Annotated in this window: 21 protein-coding genes and 1 pseudogene; 14 read left to right on the forward strand and 8 right to left on the reverse strand. The window is 47.4% G+C overall.

Features of this window, described 5'->3' with window-relative positions; translation table 11 throughout:
- Nucleotides 1-149: 149 nt before the first annotated feature.
- On the reverse strand, nucleotides 150-617 hold the full coding sequence (locus HPS53_RS08175; protein WP_172205569.1) for a DUF3408 domain-containing protein: 468 nt from the start codon (nucleotides 615-617) through the stop codon (nucleotides 150-152).
- A 410-nt stretch (nucleotides 618-1027) separates the two neighbouring features.
- Between HPS53_RS08175 and HPS53_RS08180 the strand changes: the two genes are divergently transcribed.
- Both HPS53_RS08180 and HPS53_RS08185 read left to right on the forward strand, forming a co-directional pair.
- Complete coding sequence (locus HPS53_RS08180; protein ID WP_057329640.1) at nucleotides 1028-1339, forward strand: helix-turn-helix domain-containing protein; 312 nt, start codon at nucleotides 1028-1030, stop codon at nucleotides 1337-1339.
- Between the two features lie 53 nt (nucleotides 1340-1392).
- Nucleotides 1393-1698, forward strand: a complete 306-nt coding sequence (locus tag HPS53_RS08185) for a helix-turn-helix domain-containing protein (RefSeq protein ID WP_172205571.1) — start codon at nucleotides 1393-1395, stop codon at nucleotides 1696-1698.
- Nucleotides 1699-1793: 95 nt separating this feature from the next.
- Here the strand turns inward: HPS53_RS08185 and HPS53_RS08190 are convergent, their stop codons facing one another.
- Genes HPS53_RS08190 through HPS53_RS08205 form a run of 4 tightly spaced genes read right to left on the reverse strand, consistent with a single transcriptional unit; the run spans nucleotide 1794 to nucleotide 4908 of the window.
- On the reverse strand, nucleotides 1794-2084 hold the full coding sequence (locus HPS53_RS08190; protein ID WP_253942852.1) for a hypothetical protein: 291 nt from the start codon (nucleotides 2082-2084) through the stop codon (nucleotides 1794-1796).
- A complete protein-coding gene (locus HPS53_RS08195; RefSeq protein ID WP_065538124.1) occupies nucleotides 2047-2421 on the reverse strand; it encodes a hypothetical protein in 375 nt (124 codons plus the stop codon). Before HPS53_RS08195 ends, HPS53_RS08190 begins: the two co-directional genes overlap by 38 nt.
- A 21-nt stretch (nucleotides 2422-2442) precedes the next feature.
- Nucleotides 2443-3663, reverse strand: a complete 1221-nt coding sequence (locus tag HPS53_RS08200; RefSeq protein ID WP_057329630.1) for a site-specific integrase — start codon at nucleotides 3661-3663, stop codon at nucleotides 2443-2445.
- 15 nt (nucleotides 3664-3678) lie between these two features.
- The gene (locus HPS53_RS08205) at nucleotides 3679-4908 is read right to left on the reverse strand and encodes a site-specific integrase (RefSeq protein WP_172205573.1); all 1230 of its coding nucleotides are present in this window, start codon (nucleotides 4906-4908) and stop codon (nucleotides 3679-3681) included.
- Nucleotides 4909-5187: 279 nt separating this feature from the next.
- On the opposite strand from HPS53_RS08205, the pseudogene HPS53_RS12625 reads away from it, so the two are divergent.
- From HPS53_RS12625 to mobV, 5 genes and pseudogenes are all read left to right on the forward strand, one after another.
- Nucleotides 5188-5400, forward strand: a pseudogene (locus HPS53_RS12625) (tyrosine-type recombinase/integrase); the annotation flags it as partial.
- The gene (locus HPS53_RS08215) at nucleotides 5397-5768 is read left to right on the forward strand and encodes a hypothetical protein (RefSeq protein WP_172205575.1); all 372 of its coding nucleotides are present in this window, start codon (nucleotides 5397-5399) and stop codon (nucleotides 5766-5768) included. The pseudogene HPS53_RS12625 and the gene HPS53_RS08215, both read left to right, overlap by 4 nt.
- A gap of 268 nt (nucleotides 5769-6036) precedes the next feature.
- A complete protein-coding gene (locus tag HPS53_RS08220) occupies nucleotides 6037-7230 on the forward strand; it encodes a primase-helicase family protein (protein ID WP_057329038.1) in 1194 nt (397 codons plus the stop codon).
- 90 nt (nucleotides 7231-7320) lie between these two features.
- Nucleotides 7321-7701, forward strand: a complete 381-nt coding sequence (locus HPS53_RS08225) for a hypothetical protein (RefSeq protein WP_253942853.1) — start codon at nucleotides 7321-7323, stop codon at nucleotides 7699-7701.
- A gap of 111 nt (nucleotides 7702-7812) precedes the next feature.
- On the forward strand, nucleotides 7813-9183 hold the full coding sequence (gene mobV, locus HPS53_RS08230) for a MobV family relaxase (protein ID WP_172205577.1): 1371 nt from the start codon (nucleotides 7813-7815) through the stop codon (nucleotides 9181-9183).
- Between the two features lie 82 nt (nucleotides 9184-9265).
- Here the strand turns inward: mobV and HPS53_RS08235 are convergent, their stop codons facing one another.
- The gene (locus tag HPS53_RS08235) at nucleotides 9266-9829 is read right to left on the reverse strand and encodes a Crp/Fnr family transcriptional regulator (protein WP_057329035.1); all 564 of its coding nucleotides are present in this window, start codon (nucleotides 9827-9829) and stop codon (nucleotides 9266-9268) included.
- A gap of 160 nt (nucleotides 9830-9989) precedes the next feature.
- Between HPS53_RS08235 and HPS53_RS08240 the strand changes: the two genes are divergently transcribed.
- The 3 genes from HPS53_RS08240 (at nucleotide 9990) to HPS53_RS08250 (ending at nucleotide 12136) form a co-directional block, all read left to right on the forward strand.
- Entirely contained in the window at nucleotides 9990-10316 is a 327-nt protein-coding gene (locus HPS53_RS08240) for a multidrug efflux SMR transporter (RefSeq protein WP_057329034.1), read from the forward strand.
- Between the two features lie 13 nt (nucleotides 10317-10329).
- On the forward strand, nucleotides 10330-11511 hold the full coding sequence (locus HPS53_RS08245; RefSeq protein ID WP_121735408.1) for an MFS transporter: 1182 nt from the start codon (nucleotides 10330-10332) through the stop codon (nucleotides 11509-11511).
- Between the two features lie 124 nt (nucleotides 11512-11635).
- Nucleotides 11636-12136 carry a GNAT family N-acetyltransferase gene (locus HPS53_RS08250; RefSeq protein ID WP_121735407.1) on the forward strand — a complete coding sequence of 167 codons (501 nt, stop codon included), beginning with the start codon at nucleotides 11636-11638 and terminating at the stop codon, nucleotides 12134-12136.
- Nucleotides 12137-12505: 369 nt separating this feature from the next.
- On the opposite strand, the gene HPS53_RS08255 is transcribed toward HPS53_RS08250, so the two are convergent.
- On the reverse strand, nucleotides 12506-14989 hold the full coding sequence (locus HPS53_RS08255; protein ID WP_172205579.1) for a glycoside hydrolase family 2 TIM barrel-domain containing protein: 2484 nt from the start codon (nucleotides 14987-14989) through the stop codon (nucleotides 12506-12508).
- Between the two features lie 865 nt (nucleotides 14990-15854).
- Here HPS53_RS08255 and HPS53_RS08260 point away from each other — a divergent pair.
- From HPS53_RS08260 to HPS53_RS08275, 4 genes are all read left to right on the forward strand, one after another.
- On the forward strand, nucleotides 15855-17297 hold the full coding sequence (locus tag HPS53_RS08260; protein ID WP_172205688.1) for an MBOAT family protein: 1443 nt from the start codon (nucleotides 15855-15857) through the stop codon (nucleotides 17295-17297).
- 6 nt (nucleotides 17298-17303) lie between these two features.
- A complete protein-coding gene (locus HPS53_RS08265) occupies nucleotides 17304-18221 on the forward strand; it encodes a DUF1574 family protein (protein ID WP_172205581.1) in 918 nt (305 codons plus the stop codon).
- A 289-nt stretch (nucleotides 18222-18510) separates the two neighbouring features.
- Nucleotides 18511-19458: an ABC transporter substrate-binding protein gene (locus tag HPS53_RS08270; RefSeq protein ID WP_371741817.1), complete on the forward strand. Its 948-nt coding sequence runs from the start codon at nucleotides 18511-18513 to the stop codon at nucleotides 19456-19458.
- Complete coding sequence (locus HPS53_RS08275; RefSeq protein ID WP_172205583.1) at nucleotides 19445-21700, forward strand: tetratricopeptide repeat protein; 2256 nt, start codon at nucleotides 19445-19447, stop codon at nucleotides 21698-21700. The genes HPS53_RS08270 and HPS53_RS08275 overlap by 14 nt, the downstream gene beginning before the upstream one ends.
- Here the strand turns inward: HPS53_RS08275 and HPS53_RS08280 are convergent.
- The gene (locus HPS53_RS08280; RefSeq protein WP_172205585.1) at nucleotides 21658-22836 is read right to left on the reverse strand and encodes an acyltransferase family protein; all 1179 of its coding nucleotides are present in this window, start codon (nucleotides 22834-22836) and stop codon (nucleotides 21658-21660) included. The genes HPS53_RS08275 and HPS53_RS08280 overlap by 43 nt on opposite strands.
- Nucleotides 22837-22855: the final 19 nt, after the last annotated feature.

The following is a 22855-nucleotide window of genomic DNA, read 5'->3' on the forward strand; positions in this document are numbered from 1 at the left end:
GGGTAACTGAAAATATACCTTGCTGTGTCTTTGAGGACACAAGAATCCTCCGCCTGTCGGATTGGTTTGTGAGTATAATAACTCATTTGGAATATCAGTCAAGCCGATGGAGTATATCCACCGACTTGATTGGTTCTACCGTAATTCGCTCAGAGTTTGCGCCACTGCTCGATATCCTCCCGGTAGGTTTCAAGGTGCAGGCGGGCGAGGTTCTCGATAAGTCCCGACGCACTCATGCCACGCCCGCCGAGACGGCGGACAATCCCGTCCAGTCGGTCACGCACCTCACCGCTGACGAACACGGGCTTGCGGTCGGTTATCTTGGGTACTCGCAGGTAAGCGGTACGGTATTCGTCCAGCGACAGCCTGCGTTGTTTGCTGCTGACACGCTTCTGTGGCACTGCCACTTCTTCGGGCGTTCTGCCTGACGGTTCATCCACCGTAGCTGTTTCCGCTTTTTTCGTGACGGTCCTGCCGGGTTGTGCCAGTTGTTCCGGATCCAGACCGATGTTCCAGTAGAAATCGTCCATAGACTTCTCACTGCGGGATTCCCTGCGTCCCTTTCTTTCCACGATTTCACGGGTCTGCTGCTCACTGATACTTGGTTCTCTTTTCATTGTCATAAAACAGATTGACTAAGTTATTACTGTGGTCTTGGTCTGTGCCTTGACCGATTGTTGCAAGCAAAGTAAGACGTTTTAGTACAGTCAGTCAACAACTTGGATTCGGTTAGGCAATATTGTGAGACTTTGCTTTATGGTGATAGAGATATTGGTGAGGACTTCACAGATTTGCCGGACGTGAATAATCGGAAGAACAAAGGTGCGATTACAGTCAGGTTTGAATTAAGCCCTTGTTTTTCTCTCTTGCCACATTCCTGATTTCCGGAATTAAGAATATAGCCCCAATCTGTGCCAACCTCTACCAACCTGTGCCACATGCTTCCACTTCCTAGAAATCCATTGCCGGATAACAGATTATGTATTCCTTTGCAGCAAAAGAAACAGTAACAATAAAAAGTATGTATATGGAAATCGTATCAATTGAAAGAAAGACCTTTGAGGCGATGGTCGCCAAGTTCGACCGTTTCGTCAGTCGCATGGATGCCATCTGCCGGCGGCACGGAGAGAAGACAATGGGCGAGTGGATGGACAATCAGGACGTTTGCCGGATGCTCAACATCAGCCCACGCACATTGCAGACCCTTCGGGACAACGGGACGCTGGCTTACTCGCAGATAAACCACAAGACGTATTACCGTCCCGATGACGTGCAGCGTATTGTTTCCGTTGTGGAGGACAGGCGGAAAGAGGCGAAGTTCAAAGGAAGAACTGTATAAACTTGATGAAATGAACGAAGTAAACTAACAATACCCACTAAATCCAAAGTAGCATGAATGAACTGATAAACAAGGACAGCGAGTGGATAATCCACTTCATGGGTAGTCTCGACCGTCTTTTGGACAGCTTCGAGCATCTGACCGCCTATTACCGACCGACACTGAACGGAGAGCGTTTCTTCACTGACAAAGAAGTGTCGGCACGGCTGAAAGTGAGCCGCCGGACACTTCAGGACTACCGGAACGAAGGGCGCATAGCCTATATCCAGTTGGGCGGTAAAATCCTCTACCGTGAATCCGACATCGAAAGGATGCTTGCTGACGGCTACCGCTCCGCCTATCGGCTGACAGGCACATGATTTTCTTGAAAGAGCGCAGTTTGCCGTCTGCCCTATGATTGCGTCAGCAACGGACTTTCGGCAAAAAGAGAAAGGAACGGTTTACGGACGGAGCATCAAAATACCGCTTCGTCTGTAAGTCGCTCCTCTCTTCTTTCTTCTGATTTCCCGTCAGTCGCTTGTTTCCGTTGCCGGATGCTTTTCAAGCGAGTGGCAGACAGTGACAAGGTTTTCGGGTTGAATACGCTCAAACTTGTTTGAGGAAGATTCTGCCCGAAACGGCTCTGCCGCCCGACCTTGCCGCTGCCATTAAGCCATACGCTACCTTTGCATCCGTGCATCGGAAACGAGTGGCTGACGGGATGAACCTCAACTATACCATCGGTTATTACCTCTGACGCTGGCAACAAATAGTGTAATCGGTGTAGCTTTCTTAATGGTGCTAATTTCATTTATTATAAACCGTCTGAACAAGACACTCTCTTTACTGCATATCCTGAATGCAACGGCTATAATCACTTCAATGTTATAGACATCATAACTGATACCATCCGGTTGCCTGACATACTTTATCGTGTCAAATTCGTTCAGTTCCTTATTCTTGTAAATGGTATGAATCGCCTTGCGGATATCGCATGAGAACATCCCGAACAGGTCGGCTATCTCGAATTGTGTCATCCATACGGGTACTGTCGGCATAATGACTACACCCGTTTCACTGATTGTTATTATTCCTCTGTCCATAATGTATTGAATTGATACTGTTTACTTATTGCTGTCTGGCTTTTCGCCGGTAGATTGTATCTTCCTGCGTTCCATTAGCTTGTCCATGTCCTTCGAGATTTTATCATCGGTTATCCGTGCGTAACCCTGTGTCGTCCGGATATTGGAATGTCCCATCATTTTAGCGATGCTCTCGATAGGTATATCCGCCGAAATCAGGAATGTTCCGAAGCTGTGCCGACTTTGATGATAGGACAAGTTATCCTCTTTCCCTATGATAACGCCCATCTCATGGATATCAAACCAGAGGGCATCACGGCTGGGAAGAGGGAACACGGGCTGTTCATCGTCAGTCGTGTTATACAGCGACAATATCCGCTCCGCTATGGGATGCAGTGGAATGAATGCCTCTATCTTTGTCTTCTTGCGGTTGATGCGGATGTACCGCCTACCATCCGCATTCGTCCCGATATGATGTGGATGCAGGAGCATTATATCCACATACGCCAGTCCGGTCAGAGTCGAAAAGATGAAAGCCCGTCTTGCCAGTTCCATCCGCTTGTCATACATCGGGGTGGAAAGTATCTTCTTGAACTCCTCACGGCTGATATACCTGTGCCTTGCCTCCGGCTTGGTTTCATATTCCATTTCCTCACAAGGGTTCACGCGGATAATCTCCTTATCAACTGCCAGATACAGCAGGCGGTTCAACCAACGCAGGCAATGGTTGGTTTGGGAAGCCCCGAAATTCTTGCATCTCTTCAAAAACGCTTTGTAGGCTTTGCCGAAGTCTTCCGTGACTTCTTCAAGGCCTATGTCTTTCTTGCCCAAAGACATGAGATAATTTGTCAGGTACTTCTGGTAATACATTGAACTCCGATAGGAAGAAGTTGAGTCTATTTCCTCGGAATGTTTCTTCAAACGCTCCCTTTCCCATTCCCCCATTTGCAGGAGGGTCGTCGGATGGATGTTGTTCAAGGTGATATGGTTCTTCAGCATCTCCGCACTGACCACACCTTGCGATTTCAATATCTCATTATAGGCTTCTTCCATCAGGCGCAGGTATTCCCGTAAACGGTTGTTCTCCCTTGCGGACTTTATCTCGTTCTTCCTGCCGTTCCAGTCTTCCGGTCTGCAATAAATTCCGGGACTGATGACGGTCTGTTTGCCGTCAATGGTTATACGACACAATACGGCGGTCGTACCGTCAGCCTTTACCTTGCTGCGGTTGATGTAGGGTAATAATGAAAATGTACTTCGCATATTATTCTTTAAGTGTTAAAGAGTGAGTTTGAAATCTTCGGTCGCTTTAATGAACTTGTCCATGTCCTCAAATAGTTTTTTCGGGCTTACACGGGCATATACCTGAGTGGTGGAGATATCGGAGTGTCCCAACATCCTGCTGATGGTCTCTATCGGAACGCCTGCTTCAAGCGTTATCAACGAGGCAAAGCTATGGCGGGCCTGATGGTAGCACAAGTCATCCTTGATTCCTGACAATGCCGCCAACGCTTTCATGTGCCTTCTGAGATTTGACCAGCGAAGTAAAGGAAACAAGGTTTTCCTGTCCTCACTATGGTACTTATTGATAAGCGCAATAGCTTCGGGCAATAGTTTTACGCTGGCACGGAGTTCGTTCTTCTTTCTGCGGTATTTCAGCCACAAAGCCCCGTCCTTATCCGTATATAAATTGGTATGTGTAATTGAAACGACATCTGCATAAGAGACTCCGGTATAGCATCCGAAGAGAAACATATCCCTTGCCAGCATGTGGGATTTGCGGTAAGCAGGTATTTCCACATCCCGGATTTTCTCAAACGATTCACGGCTTAATGCCCGTGGTGTCGTTTCAGTCTTCTTCGGCAAGGTAAAATGCTGGAAATGGCTCCTGTCGGCATACCCCTTCTTATAAGCCAGACGGCATATCTTCTTCAGGATGGCAAGATGATGGCGGACAGTATCTATCGCATATCCCTTGTTTTCCATAGCGAATGCTTGATAGTCGTGGATGAACTGTTCCGTCAGTTGCCCGAATGACAGGTCCTTGACCTTGTACTGATGCTCGATGAACTCTCCGAGGGTCAGACGCATATAGTGATAGCCGGGATAAGTTCCTTTCGCGCGGTCTATGCCGATACGGGCTTTGAGGTCGTCACAGACAACATCCGTCATTTTCATGAGAGTCATCTGTGTTTCCATGCTGCCTTGAAAATGATTCTTCACATCGGTGGCTTCAAAATCCACTTTACGACTCACAAGGCTGTTGAAAGCGTTGTTCACCGCCAACAGCAGTTTTTCAATCCTGGCATTGGTTTTCACCGCTTCCTTGCTCTTGCCGTTCAGACGGCTTTCACGGGGATTCCACAGTTCGGGAGTGCAGGACAGCTTAGATCCGAACTGCGCCATCGTGCGGTTCACGGTTATGCGTCCCATGATGGGAGCCTTGCCCGACTTGTCCAGTCCGCTCTTTTTGAGGTAGAGCAGCACCTTGAATTTTTCTACTTTCATACGCTTATATTTTTTAGTGCAAAATTACTTGCCGTATAAGCGTTCCTTGATATGCAAAACACTGTGTATGAGCGCAAATAAAACGGTGAGGGTTTCTTTTCATTGCTTGCCGTTACCTATTCCCGTTTCGGTAACTGCCCGGCTAACGGTTTGGTAACTGAACAACCTCAATATTCCGTTGCCGTTTGCATTTTCTCTACTTGGCAGAATGCTGAAATACCGTTCATTTCAAACGACTTACGTTTAATCTTTACCTCTCTGTGTTTCTTTGCATAGCCTATCACTTTTCATTGCATCCGCCACACGTTTGGCACATTAGCCCTCAGCAAAGGCATGCCGATTGAGAGCGTGAGCCGTGTTTTAGGTCACACAAACATCAAGACCACACAGATTTACGCAAAAATAACCACGCAGAAGCTGGGTGACGATTTGACGGCATTCGGTAACCAACTGAACCAGACTTTCGGTAACATCAAAGTGGCAGGGACATGAAACGGACAACAATCACGATGGACGGGTGCGGCAGGGTTGCCGTGCCGTCCGATGCCGCCAGCGTGTGGATGAGCGAAATGGAGTTGGTTAGGCTGTTCGATGTTATCGCCCCGACACTCCGTGCCGCCGTCCGATCCGTGTACAAAAGCGGTGCGTTGAAGCCTTGCGAGGTGGAAAGGCGTATCAGGCTGCCCAACGGCTATTATGCGGAAGTCTATGTCCTACCAATGGTCGTGGCACTTGCTTTCCGTATCAATACGCCCAATGCTGCAAGGGTGCGCAATGCCCTATTAGAAAGGCTGTGCTTGCGAAAAGACAGACAAATGCTTTGGCTTTCGTTAGGCAACAGCATATCGTGTAAGTGTTAGCGGGTGCGGTTGCGTGTCAATACGCCCGTGCATTCACACAATCCCTTTGCCCGAAGAAGTACCGTTTTCCACTCCTTCGGGCTTTTTCTTTTCACCTTTTGATGGCCGACATTATCCGTTCCTCCGCATTTTCTTATCCGTCGGTTTCTTTTGCGCCGTTCTGCATCGTTTTACGTATCAAGGCTTTAATCGTCCTGCCGTAGCTTTGCAACCATGTTCAACCCGCTTGCCGACAATACGTTGGCGGCACTAAAACATTATTGAAAACATGGAGAAAAAAGAAGAATTCATCCGAGTAGGCACCACGCTCTACAAGATTGTGGACCAACCCCGAATTGACGGCGGATATGTGAGGAAACGCATCGCATGGAACTCCGAGACCCTGCGGCAGGACTACGGCAAGGACTACATGGCGAGCGTCCCCAAGTATGACGGCTTCTGCACCGTACCCGACCATGTGGGCTACCAGCCCATAGTCGGCAAGTTCCTCAACCTTTACGAGCCGATAAGCCATGTTCCCAAACAAGGGGATTTCCCCTGCATCCGTTCGTTGGTGGAACACATCTTCGGCGAACAGTACGAGTTGGGCATGGACTATCTGCAACTGCTGTATCTGTACCCCGTTCAGAAGCTGCCCATCCTTCTGCTTGTGTCCGAAGAAAGGAATACGGGCAAAAGCACGTTTTTGAATTTCTTAAAGGCTATCTTCCAAAACAACGTGACCTTCAACACCAACGAGGACTTCCGCAGCCAGTTCAATTCCGATTGGGCTGGCAAGCTGCTCATCATGGTGGACGAGGTGCTGCTCAACCGCCGTGAGGACAGCGAAAGGTTGAAGAACCTAAGCACCACGCTTTCCTACAAGGTGGAGGCGAAAGGCAAAGACCGTGACGAGATAGGCTTCTTCGCCAAGTTCGTGCTTTGCTCCAACAACGAGCACCTGCCCGTCATCATTGACGCAGGGGAGACACGCTATTGGGTGCGGAAGATTGTGCCGTTACGGAGTGATGATACCGACTTCCTGCAAAAGCTGAAAGCGGAAATCCCCGCTTTCTTGCACTTCCTATGCAACCGTACACTCTCTACCGAAAAGGAAAGTCGTATGTGGTTCAACCCGAAGCGGCTGGAAACGGATGCCCTGCGGAAGATTATCCGAAGCAACCGTAACCGTTTGGAGATAGAAATGGCGGAACTGTTGCTTGACATCATGGCAAGCGTGGGTGTCGGGTCTGTTTCTTTTTGCCTCAATGATATTGTTCCGTTGCTTGTCTGCTCGCAAGTCAAGGTGGAGAAGTCGCAGGTTCGGAAAGTGGTGCAGGAATGCTGGAAACTGGCTCCTGCATCCAACTCGCTTTCCTACACCACCTACCAGTACGACTACAACCGCGAATGCCGCTACTCACCCGTCAGAAGGATTGGACGCTACTACACAGTGAGCAAGGAACAGTTGGAAACACTCTGATATTTTGATGAAACGATGAAAGTATATATAAACATAAAGAATAACAGCGGTTTACATCCTCATCAAGCACTCAACAAAAGAAAATGGCTGATGAAAAGAGAAAGCAGATGCACCCCCGTACATCACTTTTCTTTTGGCGAGCCGTTTGATGAGACGCTGATGAAAGGTTATTTTATTTGCTATCAACATATTAGACTACATAATCATCAATTCATCGGATTTTCACCCCTCATCAAGTCCGCTGTGGAAACGGCAGCACCATCCCTGCCTGTATGCCCGTGTGCCGACAGGCAATCATGCCGGCACAATGGCACGGAATATCATGCAAGGCTGGCAAAAAGAAAAGGGGAACCAATGTCCGCCGACATCACCACCGACACCGCCGCAGGCTTTTGGGAAACAAAAAGCCATAGCTCATTAGGGCGTTTTCTTCACGCACCGCTGACGCTAATGCTAAAAACGCCCCAATGAGCCAGCGGGGTTGCACCCCTCTGGACACCCCGTTTGTTCCGTGCGGCAATGACCGCAGGCAGGCGGACACCGACAAACAAGTTTGTATAACCTCAAAAACAAGAAACGAACATGGGATATATCAGCATCCAAATCAACAAGGCGAAAGGGTCGGCTGACACGGGCGCATCCGACCACATCGAACGCAAGACCACGCCCAAGAACGCAGACCTGACACGCACCCACCTCAACCGTGAGCTGGTGGAGTTCCCCGACGGCGTGTCAGACCGCACCGGAGCGATAAGCCACCGCATCCGCACGGCTGGCATCAAGAGGAAGATAACGCCTGACCAAGTACGGGCAATCCGCATCGTGCTTTCGGGTACGCACGAGGATATGGCGAGAATGCAGGACGAGGGCAGGCTTGGCGAATGGTGCTATGACAACCTGCAATGGCTGCACCGCACGTTCGGCAGGGAGAACACCGTATCGGCGGTGCTGCACATGGACGAACACACGCCGCACATCCACGCAACGGTCGTACCGATAGTGACGGGCGAGCGCAGGAAAGCTAAGCGGAAGCAGACAGAGGGCAAACGCACCTACCGCAAGAAAGCCAACGCCGTGCGCCTGTGTGCCGATGACCTCTTGACCCGTGAAAGGCTTGTCGCCTACCATGACAGCTACGCCGCAGCAATGGCGAAATACGGCTTGCAGCGTGGCATCCGTGGTTCGGAGGCACGGCACACGACCACCGCCCAATACTACCGTGACCTGAAACGGCAGACGGGAGAACTTGAAGCCAACGTGCGGCAGTTACAGACCGAGCAGCGGCAGGCGGAATGGCAGCTTGACGAAGTACGGAAAGAAATCAAATCGGAGAAGCTGGAAGCCGCCAAGACAGAGGCGAAAGCGGCACTCGTGGCAAAGGTCGGTTCTCTTTTGGGAAGTGGCAAATTGAAAGAGCTTGAAGCCGACAACCGCACCCTGCAAGGCGAGGTTGCCGCTCGTGATGAGAGCATCGAGTTGCTGCAACAGCAAATGCAGCGGCAGCAGGAGGAACACAGCCGCCAGCTTATAGAACTGCAAGCCCAGCACCGCAGGGAGATGGCGGACAAGGAAGCGGAACACCAAAAGGAAGTGTCATTCCTGAAATCCATTATCCGAAAAGCCAAAAAATGGTTTCCGCTGTTCCAAGAGTTGGTGTACATGGAGAAGTTCTGCCTCAAAGTCGGCTTCACCGAAAGACAGACCGCCACGCTCATCAGCGGCAAGCCGCTGTTTTACGAGGGCGAACTCTACTTGGAGGAACACAGACGGAGGTTTACAACCGAAAGGGCTGGCTTCCAAGTGGTGAAAGACCCGACAGACAAATCGAAACTTGTACTTGCCATTAATGGACAACTGATTGGCGAGTGGTTCAAGGAGCAGTTCGACAGGCTGTTTTCATCCATTCGCAAGACGGTTACACCGCAGAGAAAAGACAAAGGCTTGGGATTGTAAACAAAGCCAACGGGAGGGTAGCAAGTTTGTGTTTTGGTCTGCCCAAAACCGCTTGCTACCCTCCCGTTGGTTGGTTGAAACGTCACTTTATTTGTGCTCTAATCCTGCTCAGACTCGCTTGCGTGATACCTAAATAGGTGGCGATGCTTCCCAACGGCAATCGCTGTAACAAATCAGGTTCTTTCTCCAACAACTCCTTATAACGTTCAGAGGCGATGGCGGACAACATGGAAATCAGCCGTTCTTCAGTGGCAAGCAGCTCCATCTCCGCATAGCGCCGCCCCCAATTGGCAATGTGCAAGTCTTCCGAAAACAGCACTTTCAGCTTTTTCCTTTCCAATACATACAAAACTGAATCTTCCATCAGTTCCATCGTTTCATAACCCGGCTCATCATTGACATAGCCTTTCATAGAAACAAGGGTTGCCCCTTCCTTGCCGACCCAAAAAGTGATTTCCTTCCCGTCCACCGAAGTATAGGCACGGACAATGCCTTGCTTGATGAAAAAGATGTTTTTCTCCACCTTGCCGCTTTCCAACACACGGAAGCCTTTGGGATAGGAAACTTCCGTCAGGCATTGCCGCAACCTGTCCAAAGATGCGTCCGGCATGGCATATCTTTGGTTGATGATTTCCTTTATATCCATAATCCATTGCCGTTTTCGGTATGCAAAATTATAAAATAGACACGGAAACGAGAATAAACAGCTATTTTTTTGTCAAATGAAAAATCTGTTTTTACCAAATGCAAAAAGCGGTTAGGAATTACTTGTTTACTTTTGTACCCGAATTTAATATTTCATAGGTATGAATTGGATTATCTTATTGTTGGCAGGATTGTTTGAAGTGAGCCTCACATTCTGCTTGGGTAAAACGAAAGCGGCATCAGGACTTGAATTTTATTTGTGGGGGAGCGGTTTCTTGGCATCTACCGTGTTGAGTATGGCTTTGCTTGCCAAAGCTGTGCAGACTTTGCCTTTAGGAACGGCATACGCCATTTGGACGGGCATCGGGGCTGTAGGCACGGTCTTGATTGGAATATTCGTATTCAAGGAGCCTGCCACTCCCATCCGGCTTTTCTTCCTGTTCACGCTCATCGCGTCGTTGATAGGGTTGAAAGTCGTGTCATATTGAAAGGAGGCACCAGATGAAGTATGAATTGAGGGAGAACCAAGGCATTCCGACCCCTCTGTTGGCTCTGATGGCAGTCGCTACGGGGCTTTCCGTTGCCAACTGCTACTACAACCAACCTTTGTTGGGCAGCATGGCAAAGGATTTCGCGGTCAATGACTTTTCCGCCAGTATGGTGGCGACATTGACCCAAATAGGCTATGTGGCCGGGCTTGTATTTGTCATCCCGCTTGGTGACTTAGTTTCACGAAAGAAACTGATATTGACCAATTATATCGTTTCATCGTGCGCATTGCTTGCCATAGCCCTTGCCCCGAACATCTATTGGGTGTGGGGCGCATCCTTGCTTGCCGGAGCATCTTCGGTCATGCCACAGTTCTTCATCCCGTTAGTGTCTTTCCATTCGGCACCTGCACACAAGGTGCGCAATGTGGGCATTATACAATCCTGCTTGCTCATAGGCATTCTCGGCTCGCGGGTGTTCAGTGGCTTTCTTGCTGATGTGTGGGGATGGCGTTCCGTCTATTTCGTGGCTTGCGTGTTTATGCTCGGATGTTTTCTGATGATTCACAAGATGCTGCCCGTGCTGTCTGCCCGTTCTCAAGAAAGCTATGCAGGGCTGATGAAATCTTTGTTGCGCCTGCTCTTCCAATACCCGTACCTGCGTATCGCTTCGTTGAGAGCGGCATTGGCTTATGGCTCGTTCTTCGCTTTGTGGAGTTGCCTTGCTTTCCGAATGAAGCAAGAGCCTTTCTTCGCGAGTGACGATATTATCGGAGCACTCGGTTTGTGCGGATTGGCAGGTGCATCTACGGTTGTATTCATTAGCGGATATATCCAAAAATACGGCGCAAGATTCTTCTCCATCGTCGGAGGATGCGTTATCTTGGCTGCATGGTTGTTGGCATTTTGGGGAAATGACAGCTACTTGTGGATGATAATCGCCATTCTTTTAATTGATGCAGGAATGCAATGCATCCACTTGTCCAACCAAACCAGCGTGGTCGCTCTTGACGCATCCGCCATCAACCGGGTCAATACCGTTTATATGACCATTTACTTCTTGGGCGGTTCTGCCGGAACATTCGTTTCAGGTCTGTTTTGGCAACATTGTGGATGGACGGGTGTGGCAGGAGTAGGAATCGCTTTTACCGTAGCCTCCTTGCTTGTTAATTGCTTCAACTCTAAAACAGCATAAGTGTGGATGTCAAATATTCAGCCTGAATATAGTAATGCAGACCACGGTAAATGGAATGGCTACAGATTCATTGCCCGAAAACAAAGAGAATCTTTGTAGGAATAGGAAATAAACTGATAACAATATGGAGACAAAAGATGGTTTTATCATCCGTCCAATCAAGGAAACGGATAATGCTCAAATGGCTCGTCTGATACGATGTGTTATTGATGAATTTGGTGTGTCGCATACAGGCACGGTGTATGATGACCCTGTCACGGACTGCATCAGTCAGTCGGTTGAAAATGTAAATGCAGAATATTGGGTGATTGATTACGGCGGAGAGATTCAAGGAGGCTGTGGCTTCTATCCCACCAAAGGCTTGCCCGGCAAGTGTGCTGAAATAGTCAAGTATTATTTATCGCCTGCTGTCCGAGGAAAAGGATTGGGAGGCATGATTCTTGATTTGATTGTCCGCCGTGCAAAGGGAGCGGGCTATACCAGCCTGTATATAGAAACATTCCCTTCGTTTGGTAAAGCCATTGATATGTATAAGGAACGGGGATTTCAGCTGTTGGATGGTCAACTCGGAGATTCCGGGCATACGGCAACCAGTATATTCATGCTGAAGGTTTTAACCGACTGACACATAGCTTCCCGCATGACAACCTAAACCTCTGAGGAAATGCAATGCATTCATTTGTTATGGATAAGAGTTGCTTTTACCGTGGCTTCCTTGTTTGCAATTTGCTTTAAGCCTCAAACGGCATAAGAGTGGATGCCAATCAGCTGAAAGAATATTGGGAATGATTATTCCAGTCGGAATATTTTTCGTACTTTTGCATCTGTAAGAGTTACCCGAACAAGCAAAGCGATGCAGACTACGGCAATTGGAACGGTTACCAACTCATTACCCCAAAACGAGGTAATTCTTCTAACTCTTTTGATTTCAGGTAGGTATATTTCTTATACAGATTTACTAAATATTTTTGTCTAACATGCATTTTGCGGTATTTTATTGCGCGCTTGTCTTTGTTTTGTAGATTTGTTTCAGGCTTCCCGCTTTTGCTTTCACAATCACGCGGCCGTCTGCCGTTTTGCTGCGCATTATGGCCTGCATGCGTCCTTGGAGCATAGGCTTTGTGTTCACGTCGAGGAACAGGTCGTCGGTGTAATGGTCGCCGTTGTCGATGGCAAGCAGGGTGGCCGCCCCTTCCGTTTCTATTGTCAGCGGCTCGTTGAAGCCGGGGACAGTGCGTCCTTTCCTGTCTACGGCCGTGATGTTGAGATATAGCAAGTCCATGCCGTCGGCTTTCCATGTGTCGGACTCAGGTTCTATCCGCAGTGCCACGGCTTCTCCGGCGGTCTCCATCTTATGGCGTGCTACGGTCTTTCCTGCCTCATCCCGTGCCACGGCTTCAATCGTTCCACCCTCTCCGTAGCTCACGTCTTGCCACAGGATGGAGTTGCGCTGGTCTTTTCGTGTCCCGTTGTTGGTTTTTGTCCCGATGCTTTTCCCGTTGACAATCAGTTCCACAGTGTGTGCGTTGGTATATGTGACTATGTTCTGCGTGCTGCCATTTTCAAAGTTCCAGTGATCGAGGATAGACGGGCGTCCTACTATGACATCGTTCCAGCTTACGCTCTCTCCGCCTTTGCTGTCTATCACTCCGATGCGTACCAACGGCTCGTCGGGCATGAAAGCCGAGCGTATGAGGTAGGCTTGCGGATACGGGCGCATGGTGTGCCCGAAGAAAGAGTAGTTCCATCCCTTTTTCGGCCATCCGTTGGATTCTCCCCAGTATTCGGCAGCCCCCCAGTAACATATTCCGACGTTACGTTCATGATTCATGTTGTAGTAGGGCTCAAGCATTTTTGAAGTCTCGGCCTCGCTTTGGAAGATTATCATGTCGGGCTTGTATTTGAGATAATCGGCGTATTTGTCAGACTGGTAGTTGAACGACGCTATCTCGGTGACGCAGCTCAGTTCCGGCGGCACGAGATAGTCGTTGAAGTCTTTGTCTTTTCTCGTTATCGCTCCGGCGCGGGCGGGAAACATGCCTACGGTGGTCGGTCGGGTGTTGTCGAACCTCTTCACCATTTGGTCGAATATGCGGTATGTGGTCACTCCCCAGTCGTTCATGCCTGCAAAGCCCGCCCATCCCTCGCGTATTTGAAGTTCGTTTCCGAGACTCCACAGTATCACGCTCGGCCTGTTGCGGTCCCGCTTCACCCACTCGGGTATCAGTTTGTGCCATATATCGGTGAACGGTTGCCGTCCGCCCCAGTAGTCGCGGTCGCTCCATTTGTCTATCAGCTCGTCGACAATGATGAGTCCTACACGGTCGGCTATCCGCACGAAATTCTCGCTGTATGGGTTGTGGGAGCAACGGATGGTGTTGTATCCGAATTCTTTAAGCCTCATCATCATCCGCTCGATGGCCTTGTCGTGGCTCGCCGCTCCGAGCGCTCCGAGATCGTGGTGACCGGAATTTCCTTTAAGGAAAAATTTTTCTCCGTTGAGTTTGAAACCGAATTCCGGTGAAAAATCAAGCTTGCGTATGCCGAATGACTCGTGAACGCTGTCAACGGCGATGCCGTTTGAGTAGACGATGATTTCGGCATCGTATAAATAAGGCGTGTCGGGAGACCATAGTTTGGGGGCGGGCAGTTCCACGATGGGCATTTTCACTTCCGTGCACGACTGGTGGGTATGCTCAGGCATGCCGCTTTCCACGGTGCCGAGCGTGCGCCCGTCATTGTCTTTCACCCTCGCGAGTATTCTCACATTGTGTTTCTGCCATCCGTCAACCTCTACCTGTATGCCGACGGTGGCATGCTCGCGGCTCACTTCCGGTGTGGTGATGAACACCCCGTGGCGGGCTATGTGTGTCGGGTTGGATACTTTGAGGAACACATCACGGAAAAGACCTCCACCCGTATACCACCGTGAGCCTTTTTTCGGGCCTGTCGATGCGTAAACGGCAATCACGTTGTCGCTGTCGAAACGTAAGTGGGGAGTGAGGTCGGCTTCAAGTCCTACATATCCGTAATCGGTCGATGCAATCTTATGTCCGTTCAGATATACGTCTCCCAGATATATTATTCCGCCGATGTCGAGTGTCACTCTCATGCCTTTCCATGAAGCGTCGGCACGGAAAGTCTTGCGGTACCATCCGTCGCACATAGGCTTGAAGCCACGCGCTCCGCCGGCATCTTTGCTCCACGGCTGCTCGAACTGAAAGTCGTGCGGCAGGTCGAGCGTACGCCATGAGCTGTCGTCAAGTGCCGGCGAGGCGAAGTCCGTATTTTTGTTCTCTGCCGTGACGAGCATGAATTTCCAATCGAAATCCAACAGTGTTTTCCGGTGTTCCGCAAACTCGGATAACGGCCTGTTTGTCTCGGCTTTCTTTGCTTTCACATCTTGGTACTGAGCCTGTGCCGTAAGGCTGCTTGTGAGCGATAAGGCAGTGAGGAAAGTAGTTAGAATTCTTTTCATTGCTTTTGGGTGATTTGTTATTTACGGGTGGAAGGTATTTATTTCATCAGGACGAGCCCCCTGGTTCGTTTCATTGACAATCGGTATATCCGATCAAATATTGTGGTATCTGAAATCTATATATTATGATGTTTTCATTTACGGGCATTGCGGCCATGCATGATGCGGAGATGCACGACGCTGTTTTTTGCCAAACATACGTTTCATAGGCACATGGATATTGTTTAGTGCAAAAATAGCTGAAAGCGGGGATTTGCATGATGGATATTTGTACGGAAAATAGTATAATAGTACGAAAATATGTTTTAAAGATTTATCCCTGTATATTTATGTTTGGGGCTTTATATCGGTTCTCGGGCTATATGCGTATTCGTGATATCGTTTTACTGTCATGTTTTTTTTATATTATTATGAGGATGTTTCAAAAATAAATTAATACCTTTGCATCCGCTTTTGCCGCTTCATTCCGTATCGGATGAGAGTACAGGGTAAGGCAATGGTAGAAGTGCTACATTATAGAAAAGTGTTTGCTGACGCTGTGTTTTGGAACTATTGAACGTAGGAAACTCAATAACACAAATAAAAGACATTGCAGAGGCGGATACTACGGGTAGGTATATCATACCACTCCGTTGGTGTGCCGGTGGCTAATCATAGTCATCATGCACACCATTAGGGGCGTATTATATATACCAATGGCGTGGGTATCGGTTCTGTTTGTTTCATTTGTGAGGTTTCCTACGGCCTAATAGTTCGGACAAGCAGAGGTAGGATACCCCGCTTTTTTTATGTGGCTGCGATATCAATACTTATTACGTCCTGTTCGGGTATTCTAAGGGCGACATATTGAATGCAGAATGAACGTATGCTTTTTAATTCTTTTGATTTTATAGTATTTTTGCCGATAGTTTTTTATCTCTATTGGTTTGTGGCCAAAGAGCGGCGCTGGCAGAATATGCTTGTCGTCATTGCAAGTTATGTCTTTTATGGCTGGTGGAACTGGAAGCTGGTGTTTTTGATTGCATTTACTTCCGTTTGCAGTTATGTCAGCGGCCTGTTGATTGAGCGTTACGAGGGTCGGCGACAGTGGCAGCGGACGGTGAATGCGGCCAATATGGTGTTTAATGTCGGAGTGCTTGTAGTGTTTAAGTACTACAATTTCTTCATGGAAAACATCGAAGAGCTGTCGGATGCGTTGGGTTGGCATTTTGATTGGGTCACGATAAATGTCATTTTGCCTGTAGGTATCAGTTTCTATACGTTTCAGGCACTTAGTTATTCAATAGACGTATATAGGAAGAAAATGCCTGCCACGCATGATCCGGTGGAGTTTTTTGCCTATATAAGTTTCTTCCCGCAGTTGGTGGCAGGCCCGATAGAAAGGGCGACCAATCTGTTGCCACAATTCCAACGGCCGCGCATGTTTGAATATGACAAGGCGGTAGACGGGTGCAGGCAGATGCTTTGGGGCTTTTTGAAAAAGCTTGTCATAGCCGATAACTGTGCGGCTGAGGTTAATGCTTGTTGGGGCCAGTATGCCGAATTGCCTGGATTGACACTTTTTATACTTGGCGTGTTGTTCACGTTGCAGATTTACTGTGATTTCTCGGGATATTCGGATATAGCCATAGGTTGTGCAAGATTGTTCGGATTTAATCTGACACGCAATTTCGATTTTCCGTATTTCTCACGTAGTATCCCTGAGTTTTGGCGGCGCTGGCATATATCGCTTACCACATGGTTTCGCGATTACATATATTTTCCGTTAGGCGGGAGTAGATGTGAAAAGTGGAGAATAGTTCGTAATATATTTATTGTCTGGGTCATAAGCGGATTATGGCACGGAGCTGATTGGACATTCGTTTGTTGGGGATTATACCATGCCGTGTTGCTTGTTGTTTATAATCTGCCTGGTGTCAATACGAAGTATGACAGTGCCATCGCTTGCGGCCGTTTTATTTCCGGAGCCAAAGTGGCTTTGCAAATGTTATTGACGTTTTTTCTGGTTGTTATCGGATGGGTTCTTTTCCGTGCGGAAACCATTGGACAGGCAGTGGGATATTTGTCGGCGATGTTTACAAATCAGTTCTTCGACTCGTCAATGCTTTGCGGTATGAAGTTTTTACGTTTTGGCCTCATTATCATTCTTGTCGAATGGTTTCAGCGTGATAAGCGTCATGTTTTACAGTTTTCCAATATGCGTCCTTTCAATTATCGTTTTGTGCGTTGGACGGTATATTATATTTGCATATATGTGATAGCCAAATATGCCGGGGCGAGCCAAACATTTATCTATTTTCAATTTTAAGTCATTATGAAGAAGTTTCTGAAATATTGTGCGTTATTTGTCTTGTTAATTGTTGTTATGGCAATTTCGGTGGAATTCATTTTGCGTCAAGTACCGAATACATATAAGTATAAATATGAGTGGATGCAGGATAACGCGGAAGACGTTGAGGTACTGGTACTGGGTCCAAGTCATACGTACAATGGCATACGTCCGGAGTTTTTAGAAGGCAATGCTTTTTCTCTTGCCAATGTAGCCCAAGACTTTAAGCAGGATTTGGCCTTGTTGAAATATTGGGCAGACAGGTACAAAAGATTGAAAACTGTTATAGTTCCTGTTTCGTATATGTCGTGGTTTATTAACGGAATGGAATATGGTGCGGAGAAATACCGCTGCCGATATTACAAGATTTATATGGATTGCAGTCTTTATCCTGACTGGTCTTTGTATAATTTGGAAGTGTCGGACATTAGAAGTGCGAGTAAAAAGTTAGTAAGGTATTTCCGGAAAGAAGATGGTATAAGTTGTGATAAATACGGTTTTGGGACACATTTTGGTTCGCATGGTAAAAACATGGAAGCGTGGAATAAGGGTACGGATGCCGTATCTGCCGTGAAAAGGCACACGGCAGACAGCTTTGAATTTATAGAAGCGAATTATGAGCGAATGAAGGAGATGGCAGAATTTTGTAAGAATCGTAATGTAAGGATGATATTGATAACCACTCCCTGTTGGAGCACGTACTATGATAATCTCGATGAAAAGCAGTTGGCAAAGATGTACGAATTAATCCATAGGTTACAACAGGAATATAATCTGCCATACTTTGATTATCTGAAAGATTCACGTTTCGTGGCCGATGATTTTCATGATTGTGATCATTTGTCAGACATTGGTGCAGAGAAGTTTACGAAAATATTGAATAAGGATATTCAATCACGATAAATGGTTTGTTGGGAACATTGATATATTTGTGTTCATGATTTTAGATTTGCGTGACGCTGATGAATATCGAAAGATATTATATGGCTTATGTTCGTGAATTCGGTTGTTTTCTGTTGTAATGTCTTTATTGACATGTTTATTTGCATTAATATTCTAAAAACAGGTTGGTTATTCATCTTTATTTTGTAATTTTGCATCGTGATAAAGGCTAATATCGCACATTAAACACTCGAAAGGGCGGCTCGTGTTTGTTTTAAATACGTTGACGCCCTTTTAAATTAGAACTAGGATGATGATGAAAAATATAGTCTGTTCTGTTATTTCGCTGTTGCTCATTATTGCCTGCGGACAGTCTTATGAGGAGCAAAAACGTATGTCAAGGGCTGAGCGTATACGTCTGGCACGCGAGGACTCGGCTGCGCTGAAAGTGGCAGTCATGCCTACGCTTGATTGCCTTCCTATGTATGTGGCACGGCAATACGGGCTGTATGAGCAGCTTGGTGTTGATGTGCGATTGAAGTATTATACGGCACAGATGGATTGTGACACCGCCATAGTAAACCGGAGAGTGGAAGGAACGGTGACCGATGTGGTGCGGGCACAACGTATTGCGGCAGCGGCAATGCCTTTGACTTATGTCGCCGCAACCGGGGCATACTGGCAGTTGATAAGCAACAAGAACGCACGTATAAAGAATCTGAAGCAGTTTGATGATAAAATGATAGCCATGTCGCGCCTATCGGCAACCGATCTGTTGAGCGATTATGTTGCGGACAGTGTCGGGCTGAGCGACGAGCGTGTTTTCAAGGTGCAGATAAACGATGTCAATATACGCCTTAAGATGCTTGAAAACAATATGATGGATGCTTTATGGCTCGCGGAACCGCAGGCAACGGCCGCACGAATGGCGAGGCATAGGGTTGTGCTCGACTCGCGCAAACTCGATATGTGGCTCGGGGTTATTGCTTTCAGAAAAGAACTATTGGCAGATACGGCACGTAAAAAGCAGGTGGATGTGTTTGTTAAAGCATACAATATGGCCTGTGATTCGATAAACAAGCATGGAATAAGGAAATATGATAAGCTTATATCGAAGTATTGCGGAGTATCCGGCGACGTGGTATTATCGATACCGGAAAATATAAAATACAATCACGCTGCCGCGCCACGTAACCGTGATACGGAGATAGCGGATAAGTGGTTGAAAACGAAGGAGGAACACAATGGAAAGGAATAAGGAATTAGATGATATATTGGAATTGCTTGCCGGCCAAAGGCTTGGTTTGGCGATAGAGTATTTGGAGTCTTTCTTTTGCAAATATCCCGAACTCGGTTTTGCCGATGTGTTTGACGGAATAAAGAACGATTACCGTTTGATGGCCGATTATTGGGCGGGAGGTTATCGCGATCCTCAACTGGATGGGATATATCGCAGGCTTACACGGTATATGTACAGTCTTACGTCTAATGTGATGTTGCGACATATTATTGCACATGTTCCGTTTTTCTCGTCCGCTCATCGTGCGGTTGCGGCAAGTAGGCGCGACTGGACGGTCGCGGCGATACAGAGGGATTTGGAAGAGTTTGTGTCTGAGGTGGCAATGCTTCAATTTGAACCGGAGCATATAAAGAGGGAGAAAAAGGCTCGGATTTATGCCGGACATCAGTCTCTTATGTCGGAGCTGTTCAATAGAATATGGCTTTCGGAGCAGTGGACAGAGGAACAGTCGCACGCTTATGAGGAGCTGATGCTCTCCCCCACGGTGGATGTTAACGACAGGGCGTTGATGGTTTCAGCCGTGATGTTGTCGGCAATGAATGTCTTCGATGTCAATAAGCTCGGTCTCCTTATTAATGTATATCGCCGTAGCATGGATGATAAGGTCAGCCAGCGTGCCCTTGTCGGGTGGGTGTTTTCATTGGGAAAAGGAAAGGAACGTCTGTTTCCGGAAGAGAGGCAGATGGTGGAAGAGTTGTTGAAATCAGAGAAAGTATGTGAGGAACTGACCGAATTGCAGATACAACTATTGTATTGCGTGAGTGCGGAAAGTGATAATAATACCATTCAGAAGGAGATAATTCCCGACTTGTTGAAAAACAATAATTTTCATATTACCCGCAATGGGATAGAGGAGCGGGACGAAGACCCGATGCAAGATATATTCCATCCGGAGGAATCGGAGAGTAATATGGAGAAGGTGGAGCAGAGTTTCCGGCGTATGGTGGATATGCAGAAAGCAGGTTCCGACATTTATTTCGGTGGTTTCTCTCAAATGAAGCGTTTCCCGTTTTTCGATAATATCAGCAATTGGTTTGTACCGTTCTATAAGGAGCATCCTGCGGTTGCGCCTGTTTGCGACAGTGGCAACAATGGGAAGCTTGTGCAGAAGATAATCGGTAGCGGTCCGTTCTGTGACAGCGATAAGTATTCTTTCGTGCTTGCTTTCACTCAGGTGATAGACCGCATACCGCAGAGTATGCGCGAAATGATTGGCAATGGCGAAGTGGCGGGTGTCGCGCGGATCATGGATATCGATAATCGGAGTGCGGCTTATATAAGAAGAATATACCTTCAGGATATTTATCGCTTTTTCCGTCTTTATCCTTCACGGACCCATTTCTACAATCCTTTCGATTATCGTAAGGGTGAAAAGTGGCATGCCGATTATATATTTTTTGCCCACAGTATATTCAAGGGTACCGCCTTGTCTAAGAAAAACAGTGAGATCGTAACATTTTTGATGAAGCGGCGTATGTACGGTGAGGCGGCGGAAGTGTTGGATTGCTATGCCGATAAGGATAAAGACTATCAGTACTATATGTTATGCGGCAATGTGTTGCTGCATAAAAAGAATGTTATTCTGCATGATTCTTTGTCGGGATATACGGCTTCGGAGTGTTTTCGTAAGGCAATGGAATGTCGTCCGGATGACAAGCGGGCTTTAATGGGATATGCAAGGGCATGCTTTTATGAAGGGAATTATGTCGAGGCATGTGATGCTTATGGAGAGTTGATGGAGAAAGAGCCTGATAAAAAGAGCTATCTGGTAGGTTATGGTGTGTGTCTTACCAATCTGGAGCGGTATGACGAGGCGTTAAAGGTGCTTTACAGGTTGGACTATGAGTATCCGGAAGATTATACGGTAAGGAGAGTTTTGGCGCGCGCTTTGGTCGGAGACGGAAAGTATGAGCAGGCCAAAAATATATATTTGAAGTTAAGCGGCGGTGACAATGACGATGCCGAAGATATTGTTAATTTCGGATTTTGCGAGTGGTTTGCCGGTAATAACCGTGAGGCCGCACGTCTTTTTGCATGCTATTTGAAAACGATATATCCCAACTCAACCACCGATTATTACCGTGAACGGGCTGAGGCGGAAATAATAAGAAGTGAGCTTGGCTTTATTGAAAACCACGGTGTCGGTATGGTTGATATTCAGCTAATGCTTGATTTGATAAGCGTGGAAATCCTGCGATAGGCCCATGTCCATGCCAATGGGATGCCTACGCCTGCCATTGAATATAGAATCCAGAAGTGATCCATATCCGAGTACTCGTGTATTACCATGTGGCAACCTATCTGTAAGTAATCCAAACCATAGTACCATATCTTTATCAGGCTCACAACCTTGTATGCCGCGATGTGGAACACGAATATGCACATTGTGTTATTGCCGCAGAAGACGAGGAAGTCTTTGACTCGGCCGTCATGTCTTGCAAACCAATCACTTATGTTGTATGTCATGAGGAAACCGCAAATGGCGGGCAAGGGTAGGGCGATGAAACCGTTGAAATCCATTCTCCATCCCATGCTTGACGGGGCAAAGCGTGAAAACAGGTAGACAACCGTTGCCGATACAATGGTCGCCTGCCACGTGACGCGGTATTTGTCTCTCAGTTGTCTGAATATAAATCCGCATCCGAAGAAGAATATTCCCATTATCTCGCGGTTGCCGCCTTGTATAAGGTTTATGATTTTCAGGCCTTCAAGGGTTTTCCATGATTGAACTACAAGAACTGTAACGCATATTATTACCGGTATTACAAGCGTGCGATAGACCTTTGGTTGTTCGTTTTCGATTATATGGCCGGTGTTTTCATAATCTTTATTCCGTTTCTCTTTTGTCATGTATAGCCTGCCGATGAGGCTGTCTGTGATCTTGAACAGTACGAGATATGCTATACTTGCAACGAATAATCCACGGAAAAACCAGAACGCACCGTTAAGAAACTGGTCGTATCCGCCCATCGCACAGACCATTGTCCACAGGTTCTGTTGTATCTGGTGCCATGAGTAGGGGTGTGTCACTCCACCGGCGGCATTGCCGTATTGCTCGTTGAGTATTCCCGTTTTGAACATCAGGTTGTGTATGGCAAGAAAAAGGACAGACCATTTCAGAAACGGGATATACAGCCCTTTGACGCGCTTCTTCACAAATGTTGCCTCATCGTCAAGATATTTCAGGGAGAAGAAATATCCTGCCGCGATGAAGAACAGCGGCATGTGGAATTCATACAGAAAACTGCTCAGCGAACCGGGACAGTTGGCATGGCCGATAACCATCAGTATGATGCCGAATGCTTTGCAAATGGATATGGTCTCGTCTCTTTTCATTCGGATATTGATTGCTGTG

Origin of the sequence: Prevotella sp. PTAC (genome assembly GCF_013166535.1) — a bacterium.
Lineage (GTDB): Bacteria > Bacteroidota > Bacteroidia > Bacteroidales > Bacteroidaceae > Prevotella.